Annotated in this window: 11 protein-coding genes; 7 read left to right on the forward strand and 4 right to left on the reverse strand. The window is 41.0% G+C overall.

Annotated features, from left to right (window positions below; all coding sequences use genetic code 11):
• Both N8A86_RS04755 and N8A86_RS04760 read left to right on the forward strand, forming a co-directional pair.
• A complete protein-coding gene (locus N8A86_RS04755; RefSeq protein ID WP_273568015.1) occupies positions 1-438 on the forward strand; it encodes a TPM domain-containing protein in 438 nt (145 codons plus the stop codon).
• On the forward strand, positions 419-1,216 hold the full coding sequence (locus tag N8A86_RS04760; protein ID WP_273569024.1) for a TPM domain-containing protein: 798 nt from the start codon (positions 419-421) through the stop codon (positions 1,214-1,216). Before N8A86_RS04755 ends, N8A86_RS04760 begins: the two co-directional genes overlap by 20 nt.
• A gap of 405 nt (positions 1,217-1,621) precedes the next feature.
• On the opposite strand, the gene N8A86_RS04765 is transcribed toward N8A86_RS04760, so the two are convergent.
• From N8A86_RS04765 to der, 3 genes are all read right to left on the reverse strand, one after another.
• A complete protein-coding gene (locus tag N8A86_RS04765) occupies positions 1,622-1,912 on the reverse strand; it encodes a hypothetical protein (protein WP_273568016.1) in 291 nt (96 codons plus the stop codon).
• Entirely contained in the window at positions 1,882-2,157 is a 276-nt protein-coding gene (locus N8A86_RS04770) for an SH3 domain-containing protein (RefSeq protein ID WP_273568017.1), read from the reverse strand. Before N8A86_RS04770 ends, N8A86_RS04765 begins: the two co-directional genes overlap by 31 nt.
• An 87-nt stretch (positions 2,158-2,244) precedes the next feature.
• Entirely contained in the window at positions 2,245-3,549 is a 1,305-nt protein-coding gene (der, locus tag N8A86_RS04775) for a ribosome biogenesis GTPase Der (protein WP_273568018.1), read from the reverse strand.
• A gap of 79 nt (positions 3,550-3,628) precedes the next feature.
• Here der and N8A86_RS04780 point away from each other — a divergent pair, with 79 nt between their 5' ends.
• Positions 3,629-4,120: a GTP-binding protein gene (locus N8A86_RS04780; protein WP_273568019.1), complete on the forward strand. Its 492-nt coding sequence runs from the start codon at positions 3,629-3,631 to the stop codon at positions 4,118-4,120.
• A 14-nt stretch (positions 4,121-4,134) separates the two neighbouring features.
• Here N8A86_RS04780 and era read toward each other — a convergent pair whose 3' ends face one another.
• Positions 4,135-5,016, reverse strand: a complete 882-nt coding sequence (gene era, locus N8A86_RS04785; RefSeq protein WP_273568020.1) for a GTPase Era — start codon at positions 5,014-5,016, stop codon at positions 4,135-4,137.
• 215 nt (positions 5,017-5,231) lie between these two features.
• Here era and N8A86_RS04790 point away from each other — a divergent pair, with 215 nt between their 5' ends.
• The 4 genes from N8A86_RS04790 (at position 5,232) to N8A86_RS04805 (ending at position 11,109) form a co-directional block, all read left to right on the forward strand.
• A complete protein-coding gene (locus N8A86_RS04790) occupies positions 5,232-6,461 on the forward strand; it encodes a serine hydrolase domain-containing protein (RefSeq protein WP_273568021.1) in 1,230 nt (409 codons plus the stop codon).
• A gap of 105 nt (positions 6,462-6,566) precedes the next feature.
• Entirely contained in the window at positions 6,567-7,739 is a 1,173-nt protein-coding gene (locus N8A86_RS04795) for a hypothetical protein (protein ID WP_273568022.1), read from the forward strand.
• A 62-nt stretch (positions 7,740-7,801) separates the two neighbouring features.
• On the forward strand, positions 7,802-10,234 hold the full coding sequence (locus N8A86_RS04800) for a hypothetical protein (protein WP_273568023.1): 2,433 nt from the start codon (positions 7,802-7,804) through the stop codon (positions 10,232-10,234).
• A 275-nt stretch (positions 10,235-10,509) separates the two neighbouring features.
• Entirely contained in the window at positions 10,510-11,109 is a 600-nt protein-coding gene (locus tag N8A86_RS04805) for an RNA polymerase sigma factor (protein WP_273568024.1), read from the forward strand.
• The last annotated feature ends 18 nt before the right edge of the window (positions 11,110-11,127 follow it).

The raw sequence follows: 11,127 nt of genomic DNA on the forward strand, positions 1-11,127 counted from the left end.
ATGTCTAGGGTAGAAGATTTTTTAACGGCCGAAGAGGAGCAGGAAATCGTTATTGCCATTCTTAAGGCCGAAAAAAACTCTTCTGGCGAAATACGGGTCCACATCGAAGCACATACACGATTAGACCCTATGGAGCGTGCCAAAGAGGTTTTTCACAAGCTAAAGATGGACAATACTAAAGAAGAAAACGGGGTATTGATCTATGTAGCGGTCAACGACCGTAAGTTCGCTATTTGTGGTGATAAGGGCATTGACAGGGTCGTACCCGATGGCTTTTGGGACACCACAAAAAATACCATTCAAGAGCAATTTAAAAAAGGTAATTTCAAACAAGGTATCATTGACGGTGTCTTACAAACGGGCAAAGAACTTCAAGCTCATTTTCCTTGGCAAAACAACGACACAAATGAACTTAGCAATGAGGTATCGAAGGGGTAGTACACTATTAATCTTACTTTTTTGGTGCACCTTTTCTCTGGCTCAATTCCAAATTCCTGAGAAACCGTCGCTGCAGACCAGTGTTTATGATTACATTGATTTGCTACCTGAAGGGCAGGAAAAAGCCTTGGAGCAGAAATTGATCCGGTACTCCGATAGCACCTCCACACAAATCGTAATTGCGATTATCAGTTCTACAGAGGGTGAAGAAATTACCTATTTAGGTGCCCAATGGGGGCAAAAATGGGGAATCGGACAAGAAGGAAAAGATAATGGTATTTTGGTGTTGCTGGCAAAAGACGACCGAAAAATAGCCATCAACACTGGCTACGGCGTCGAAGGAAACCTGACCGATGCTATGTCGCGCAGAATTATAGAAAATGTTATTATTCCACGCTTCAAGCAAGATGATTATTATGCAGGGCTGAATGAAGGTTCTGACGCAATCTTTCAAGTGTTACGAGGAGAGTTCAAAGAGGAGAGAACTTTTGATGGTGGAGGCGGCGGTTTTCCTTTTGGTGCATTTCTACCTATTCTGATTTTTATAATTATTCTGATTATTCTTTCAAGCAGAAATCGAAGAGGGGGCGGCCGAAACGGTGGGAAACGTTCTTCAGGACTTGATATCTGGGACATCATCATTTTAAGCAACATGGGCCGTAGCGGTGGTTCAAGTGGCGGATTTGGCGGTGGTGGTGGTTTCGGTGGTGGCGGTGGATTTGGTGGTGGCTTCGGAGGCGGTGGCTTTGGTGGTGGCGGTGCTTCCGGAGGATGGTGATTTTTAAGTACGAGGTATGATTTACGAAGTGCGTATTGAGAAATTGGTTGGTCGGGGGTAATGGAAAAAATCCATTCTTTGAGATCAAGGCCTAGGAATTCGATGAAATATGCTCAACAACCCTCAATCTTAATCCAGAAAAGGTTATTTACTTTCTGAACTAATATCGGGGGTCAATTTTCCGTTTTTCCATTCCAGTTCACGTGTGACCTTTTTGGTTTCTATCCAATTCGTTTCTTCGTCTTGATAGCTTCCGATTTCTTCCTTATAGACGATTTTTTCGGGTACTCCGTTCTGATCCGCAGGAAATAGATACTCCTCTTGGTACCAATAGACCCCCGCATCGGAAATTTGGGAATATTCGAAGGCTTTAAAAAAATGGGTGCCGTCGTTGAAAAGATATATTCACCCACCTTCCACTCCGCAAGCTTCACTTAACAAATCAACATGCAACATATTGACCACATCGGCCAAACCTCTATTGTCATGGGCTTTGATGGAAAATACACCAGAAGCGGCATTGCTCAATTTGGTAGCAACCTCAAGATACGGCGCATCGGCCCTAACCAATCGGGTTTTTAAGTATACCTCTTCACCTTCTTTCTTAAGGGAGATTAAATAAGTTTCATCCATTATTTCTTGACGGGCAAAGGCAATCAATCCTCCTAAGACATAACCTTCTTTACCTTGTACCAATAGGCATCATAACCCTCAAAAGGTTGTTTCACCTCCGTTTTCCCCAAAATCTTGATAGGGCGTGCAATCTCGAGAAATTCAAGAACTTCTGAATCAGTACTTGGTGCCGTTCTTAGTTTTACGTTATCGCCAAATAGGTATTCGGTCGAACCTGGCTCGAACTCATAATTGCCATGAATGTACCGTGGCTCTTGCGCGAAAGCTACGGCGCAGGTAAGAAAAAACAGAATTATGGCTTTTTTCATTACAAAGATTTTGCTATTGAAGTCATTCAAAAAGAACGCCAAAAAAACCAATAGATTGTAATTGAAAAAGTATAGGAAATACTTATGTCACTTCTTTCTCATAAAAATGGTTATGGGAACCCCCGTAAAATCAAAGTTTTCGCGAATTTGGTTTTCGAGATACCTTTTATAGGGTTCCCGAACATATTGCGGCAGATTACAGAAAAAGGCAAATTGCGGATAGGGCGTCGGTAGTTGTGTACAAAATTTAATTTTGACATGCTTGCCCTTGTAAGCAGGCGGTGAATAACTTTCGATTAGCGGCAACATCACATCGTTGAACTTTCGGGTCACGATTTTTTTACTTCTGTTTTCATATACCATAACCGCCGTCTCAATGGCCTTAAAAATGCGTTGCTTAGTCAGTACTGAAATAAAGAGAATCGGCACATCGGTAAAGGGTTCGATGGCCTCTTTTATTTTTTTGGTGTACTGTTTCATGGTATTGGTCTCTTTATCCTCGACCAAATCCCATTTATTTACCAAGATTACGATACCCTTATTGTTGCGATGTGCAAGCCAAAAAATATTGGCTACTTGGCCATCAAATCCACGTTCGGCATCGAGTACCAAAAGCACTACATCGCAGTGTTCAATGGCCCGAACGGAGCGCATGACTGAATAAAACTCAAGATCTTCTTTTACCTTGGCCTTTCTTCGTATTCCGGCCGTGTCCACCAAATTGAATTCAAATCCGAATCTGTTGTATTTGGTATCAATGCTATCTCGGGTGGTTCCGGCGATATCGGTAACGATGTACCGCTCTTCCCCTATCAAAGCATTTATGAAGGAGGATTTTCCCGCATTGGGCCTACCGACCACAGCGAAACGAGGAAGTTCATCTTCTACTTTCTCATCTTCAGGAAGCATTTCTACCAAGGCATCCAACAATTCTCCGGTACCACTACCATTGATACTCGACAGGTTGTAATATTCCCCTAATCCCAAAGCGTAGAATTCAACGGCATCTGCAGCTCGCTGTGCGTTATCAACTTTGTTTACGGCCAAGAATACAGGTTTGTTGACCCTACGCAAAAGCTTTGCCACATCTTCGTCCATTCCCGTTACACCAGCTTCTACATCGACCATGAAAATAATGGCATCTGCTTCATCTATGGCCAGTTCTACTTGTTTGTCTATCTCTTGTTCAAATATATCGTCGCTACCTTTCACGTAACCGCCCGTATCGATTAAAGAAAAGTTTTTACCGTTCCAGTCGCTCATTCCATAATGACGATCACGGGTTACACCGCTAATGGCATCTACAATGGCTTCCCTTCTTTGGATCAATCGGTTAAAAAAAGTAGATTTTCCGACATTAGGCCTCCCCACAATGGCTACTATAGCACTCATACCTCTCAAATTTGCTGCAAAAATACTATTAATAATCGAGCAAATAATGGTATCTTTTACTTTGGAAAAATGACAGGACATGAAACCGCTTTCCAACGATATCGTTCTTAGACCCCGTTTTCAATTGGATCTCCCAGAACCCAAGGAAGCTGCGCTGGAAGCTTTTGAAACCCATCGAAAAAATCCTTTTACCGTAAAAAGGATGGATGATCATGTCTTTATCAAGTTCAATGCGGAACAGCTGCATTTCTGGTCGCCCCAATTACATCTTGAAATCAACGAAACTGACGAAAAGAACAGCAAGTTGTATGGGCTTTTCGGTCCGAACCCTACTTTATGGACATTTTTTATGTTCCTCCATTTCGGGGTGGCGACTATCTTTATCGTGCTCGGAGTCTGGGCTTATTCAAGTGCGTCACTCGACCGCCCTTACGGACTTCAAGTAGGGCTGATGGTGGCCATGGTAGTGCTCTGGTTCGCCTTATATGCGTTTGGAAGGGCGGGCAGACATAAGGGGAAACCCCAGATGCGGGAATTATATGGATTTATGATGGAAACCTTGGATAAATAAGTTCAGAATTAATTCTAGTTGTAACCGAACCGTTTCAACTGTCTGGCATCACTGCGCCAATTTTTATTCACTTTAACATACAGTTCAATATGCACCTGTTTGCCAAAGAATTTTTCCAAGTCTTTTCGCGCTTCGACCCCTACCCTTTTTAATGCGCTACCCTTGTGACCAATAATAATTCCTTTCTGGGAATCACGCTCGACCATGATGACCGAACGCATACGGATGATGTCTTCATCTTCAAAAAACTCTTCCGTTTCGATTTCTACGGAATAGGGAATTTCTTTTTTATAATGGATAAGAATTTTTTCACGGATGGTCTCGTTCACAAAAAAACGTTCAGGTTTATCGGTAATCTGATCTTTGGGGTAATAGGCCGGACCTACTGGAAGCAGTTCGATAATACGTTCGAATACATTCTTGATATTGAAGTTCGTCAGTGCTGAAATAGGATGCAACTCTACCGAAGGTAACTGTTCTTGCCAATATTGAACCTGTTCTTCCAACAATTCTTGAGTCGCGGTATCGACTTTGTTCAATAGTAGTAAAACCGGAACTTTGCTGTTCTTAATAATTTCGAAGAATTTTTCGTCTTTTAAGGCTTTTTCACCGATTTCGACCATATAGAGGAGTACATCGGCATCCTCAAAGGCAGATTTTACGAAGCCCATCATACTTTCCTGAAGTTCGTATGCAGGCTTTATAATTCCAGGCGTGTCGGAAAGTATCATTTGAAATCCATCCCCACTAACGATACCTAGAATGCGATGTCTTGTGGTCTGTGCCTTTGAGGTTATTATGGAAAGTTTCTCACCCACAAAGGCATTCATCAAAGTAGATTTGCCCACATTGGGGTTTCCTATAATGTTTACAAAGCCTGATTTATGCACAGCCATTATCTTGATTTTTACACAAAGGTACGATTAACATCGTATCGTTATTAAATAACAAAGACCGGTGAGTACCGGTCTCTGTCCTGCATCACTTTTCCCCCGAACAAGTGATGCCTTTAATCTCTATATCGAACCGTATTCAAAATGTCATCAGGAATTTAATTTGATGACATTATGAAAAACTTTCGATATCTATTTAGAACCTTAAAAAAATAATAATGAAAGCAACAAGCCTTAAACTAGGTCTAGTACTACTAACGATTTTCTTCCTTTCCTGTAGCAAAGATGAACCCAGCACGACGCCAGAACCTATTTCAGACCCTATTGAAAATCCAATTCCTGATCCTACTCCAGACCCCACTCCCGACCCAGACCCGGAACCAATCACCCAAAGCGATATCTCTACTATAGATGACGCGGTCTTGGCATTCATGCAGAAATATGATGTGCCCGGTGCAGCAATTGCAGTGAGTGTTGACGAGAAGATGGTCTACACCAAAGGTTATGGCCAATCAAATTTGGAGAACAACACTGACACCCAAGCCGATGACGTTTTTCGGGTAGCAAGTCTATCAAAACCATTCACCGCAACAGCAATAATGAAATTAATAGATGAAGACAAATTGGAGCTTTCTGACAAGGTTTTCGGCCCTAACGGTGTCTTAGGAGATGATTTTGGCACTGCAGTACTAAGTGCCAATGAGCTTGAAATAACCGTCGATCATCTACTTGTTCATGGTTCGGGCGGTTGGGGAAACGTATCTGGTGATCCGATTGGCCATGAACCACAATTAGATACTAATGGATTTATTGAGTACATACTTAATAATTGGAATTTGCCAAATGCCCCTGGTACGAGCTTTGAATACAGTAATACCGGCTATTGGTTTCTGGCAAGAATCATAGAAAAAGTATCAGGTCAATCCTATGAAGATTATTTGAAAAGTATGGTCGCACCAACTGGTATTTCTTCTTTGAAAACAACCACCTTCCGGCAAGAAGATAGGGCGGAAAACGAAGTTGAGTACTACGGTACACAACAAGACATGCAATGGATATACACCATCGCTTCGCGTAGGGACGGCGATGGAGGTGTAGTAATCAGTGCTCCGGATATGTTGCGTTTCATGTGTGCCGTCGATGGAAGGCCAAACCGTACGGATATCGTTAGTTCAAGTTCTCAAAGTCTGATGGCAGCGCCATCTGAAATATCTCATTTAGGTAGAGGCCTAGGAACATGGGAAGCTCAAGATTTGTTGTTTTTTACAGGAAGTCTTCCAGGCACTCGCACTTGGTTCTATATGAACGGCAACGGGGTAAGTGCCGTAGTGTTGCTAAATTATCGACGTACCGATGTAGCCGATTTCGACAATGACTTGAATACGTTGGTTTATAATATGGTCAAAGATGGTTCCATCAGTTGGCAAACTGATTTAGATCAATTTTAAAAGGCTTAGTAAGATTTTTAACCCTTAAAAATGTCATCAATAAATTTTCTTGATGACATTTTTTCTTTAGTACGATATCCTATTGTAAACCATAAAAGCATATCCATGAAAACGTTCAAATTCATACTGTTATTTGCTATGGCAATCATATTAAATGCCTGCGGCACCGACAGCAAAAAAACTACAGATACAACTTCTAGCTCTTCTTTTTCCTTTTTCGGGGATTCTGAAAAAACATATGAATTCAAAGATTCTAAATCAGGGCTGCTCGTATCGACAGCAAAATATCCTTCAGATTGGGAAGTCATTACAAAAGCAGAATACAAAATAGACCCCGTCATTCCGGCTTTCCGATATCAAATCAAAGATCAAGCTGGCATGCAAGCTTTCAATACGCCGCTGAAAATGCATTATGCAAGCACAAATCCGCAGTTTGAGCAAATGATGCGCAATTCCGGTCTAAAAAATGTAAAAAGCCTAATGACGCCACAGCAATTGGTACAGGGTGAAGTCGCTCCGAAACTACAAAGTAAAGGATTCTCATTCAGCAACTCAAGGGAGTTTCCTGAATTGGAACAAAAGGCACTCAAAGAAGCTCGCAAGAACACTACAGGGCCAATGGAAATAAGTATAAACGGTACCATTTGGCACGGTAATAATGGTCAAAAGGCGCTAGTGATTCTCAACTATGGAAAATTATCGCAGCCCACCGCCAACGGGCAAACCATGATGGTATGGATGTACTCCACCGATGTGCTTATCTCAAATGAAATTGATTTTGAAACCAATGTAGCAGATTTCGTAAAGGCCAATCTAGAAAGTGAACCGACTACTGAATGGGATAACTACATGGCGCAACTTACTACCAAACGACAAGAGGATAATAGACGGCAAGCCCAAGCATCGCAAGCACGGATGCAACAGTCAGCCATTGCCCACCAACAGCGAATGGCACAAAGACAAGCAAGTTTTAATGCACACCAGCAAAAAATGGCCGGTATATCAGCAAGTATGGATGCGAGCCATGCCTCTTTCATGAACAACAATTTTGGAAGCGAGAGTTCTACCAGCCAACAAAACTTTGTCAACATGATACATGGCGAAGAAACAGTTTATAATCCAGGAAACGGAAACAGCTATCAAATAGAATCGGGTGCCAAAGAAACTTGGATGGACAATAATGGCAACGCAATATACAGTGATGACCTATTCTTTGACCCGAATGCCAACAACTCTTTGAACAACACAGAATGGAGCAAAGTATGGGAAGACTATTAAGAAATTGATGACATACTAAAAAGGATACGATTCATAGATACATAAACTATAAAAAAGACCAAATGAAAAAGGTACGACTAATCTTGACCCTTATATTTACTGCTGTCATCTTGATAATAAGTTGCAGCAAGGATGAAGAATCCCCAAAACCAAAAGATATCGTTCAACAGCAGGATCCCAGCGATCCTGAGAAGCCTGATGAACAGGATCCTCCTACCGAGGGCCAGGTGCAAATGGTAGATGTTCAAGTGAACTTGCCAGCAGACTCGAACTTGGACTTATCCACCACCACAATCGTTACCTTAGCCAGCCCAGGAGAGGTAAAAGAAAATGGGGTAGGAAGTGTTCCCTTTAATCCTGGAAGTTTTGAGCTTGCCTATCTTTTTGATGCCAGTGATAAATTACTTCTTTCAGGTTTCATCAGCGATGATAGAAAGGAAATTTCCGTTGCTACAACAACTGAGGTTATGTTGTACTTTGGTCTTGGCTCTTATTTGCAACCCAGTGAGTTTAAAAAGGGTTATTTACAAGGAGTACAAGGAATAAACGGTTTTCAAGAATTGAAAAATTCAATTGAGGCTCTTTTTGTTGAAGACCCCTATATGTATGAAAAAGGAAGTTATCTCGCTGTAATTGATGCCAAAATTGCTGAACTTTCAACTATTGAATATTCGGATTTGGCCGCACGGGTCGCTGTTGACTCAAAAGACCTAAGAAGTGGCATACAATTATCTGATGTTGATGATTCTTCTATGAAAATCACAAATTGGTATCCAAGGCGTGGCCATGCCTTCGTATACAAAAAATCTTTCAAGGATGAAGATGGCAACGAAACCGTTTTGAATTCCTCTATTGAAGGAAACGATATGGCAGATATAGAAGTAGCACTTGAACCTGCCAAAGCGATATTCACAGATGGCTCCAATAACAAATATGTGCAATGCAATCAAGCCAACCAATTTAGCAACACAGTCACGGAACCCATAGACCTAAATCTCTTAGAATCACAATCATCTGCTGAATACGAAGTGGTAGTTGTCGGTCCAGGTGGAAAAGCAAATCTTGGTAGAACACCAACGAATGCCGAACAGGCCAAAATTGATGAGCTCAACAAGGAATCTTTCGTTTTAGACTATTTCTTGCCCACGTTATTGGATATTGGAGGAAATAAAGACCTGCTTCCTGAATTTGGAGATGCTAAAGAGCAAGAATTGGTGAATGCGGTTTTACCGTTTTTAGAAGCAAATCCTGATGTTACATCCGATGTTTTAGATAATAATTATCAAGAAGCGCTTGAAGAATTTCTACCTGCACTGTATGGTGACATTCGTCAATCCGATGATCTTAGAGAACTACTAAAAGGAGTGTATGGAGTGCTTTCCAAGACTGGAAATAGTCCAGAAACTTTTGTGCAAGGCAACGAACTGATCGAAACGGGGTATCCCAGAGAGAAATATATCATATCCGTTATTGATAAAAACATAAAGTCAAGTAGCACAACTTGTGTCAATAAAAGAATCGGTGATTCCAGACCAATGGAAACATGGGACGTTTCTGTTTCTGAAGGCAAGGTAAAACTCAGTGCCAAAAATGGGTGTATGCAACTGCGTGGTTATGTTGATATTACCGCTCGGGTTACTACAGAACTTGAAGAAGGGGACGAATTGGAATATGAATGGTCCACAACGACACAATTTGGCGGCAATGTCAATGATTTTCAAACGAACGGCGCAAACATTACCTCCACAAAGGAAACAGTCACCTTTTCAAGTACAGCTTTAAACTCAGAGCTTTCAGATGGCAATAACATTGAAACGGTGACAGTAAAAGCTTTTGTAAAAAATGCCAATGGAAGATCAGAAGTAGGTTCTGACGAAATACAAGTCTGCATTTTAAAAGACAAGTTCATCATTAAACCCAATGGAATCTGCATCAAGGGTAACTCTGGGGCCGTTCTACGGTTGATCCATAATAATGGTGCGACTACCATCCCAAATAATGAAACCGACTACAAAGTGGTTTGGACTACTAGCGGGACCTACGGCAACTTTTTAGATGGGAATAGCGTCGCCACAACGTACAATACAAATGCAATGTCTTATCAAAGTTTTGATACCAAGGTCAAAAAGGGCATTGATACCTTTACTGCGATTATATATGGAAAACCTAAAGGAAGCAGTGAAGCTTATCAGCAAATAGATGAAGCCGAAGGCGCTATCTGCGTCAATAACGAACCTAAGGAATTAGTTACAATTATCGATAGTCAGTTTTTTGTTATAGAAGGTGATGTTGAAAACAATGGAGGAACAAGAATGTCTCATTTCAATACCTTCAGGGTTTTCCCCAATCCTGATGCGGTCAGTTATAAAATTGAGGTGCTAGACTATAAATACCAAGGTGTTTCCCAACCTTCTCAAATAACATCTCGTTCATGGCAGGCAGATAATGAGACATTTCTCAGAACAGTAAATGGAGAAACTTTTTCTGGCCAATAGACGGCTTTCAAAATAGCATTAATTCTGCTCAACCTACTTATGGGGCGGCAAGGAGTGTTATAGAAGGTATAAAAGGCCAAGCAATACTAACCATAACTTTAGAATAGTTTTATGATCAAGAAACCCAAGGGAGCCCAAAATGACTTTTGCTTTTGAAATAAAAATTCAACCATGAGAAACAACGTCGACATGTCCTAAAATAAAGACCTTTTAACCGGCTATCTTTCGTGCGATTGTTAAAAACGCTAAATTGCAGGTGCCTTAAAAGCCTTGTAATGCAGACCAAACCCATTACCAACCACAAACCGTTTTCTCAAAAAGAGCTCGTCGCCGGCGTAAAGACCAACAACCAACAAGTACTTCAGTGCCTCTATGAATTGGTATTTCCGAAAGTAAGGTCGTTAGTCTTAAAAAACAATGGTGATGATGCCCAGGCAAAAGATATTTTTCAAGAAGCTTTTGTAAGCACTTGGAGAAACATCAAAGATGGGAGATTAGATGATGACGAAAATGTCAATGTAGAGGGATATCTATTTCGGATCGCAAAAAACAAATGGATGGATCATTTACGATCTGCGAACTATAAAAAAACAATTTCGCATAACACGTCTATTCAGATTGAAAATCCATCGGAGGATGAGATTGTTGAAAACTTTGAAAAAGAAGATCAACGTAAAAGAATGGCCCTCAGACAAGCTTTGGACAGATTGGGAAGTGAGTGCAAAACAGTTTTACAACTCTTTTATTTTGAGCGAAAATCAATGGATGTCATTTCAAAAGAGTTGAATATTGCCTCCGCATCAGCACGAAATAAAAAGTACCGCTGTATGGAGAAATTGAGAACATTGAGTTTAGAAATCAAAAACAATGGATAAGAACCCCAAATACATATC

It is taken from the genome of Maribacter halichondriae, from assembly GCF_027474825.1.
Classification (GTDB): Bacteria; Bacteroidota; Bacteroidia; order Flavobacteriales; family Flavobacteriaceae; genus Meishania; species Meishania halichondriae.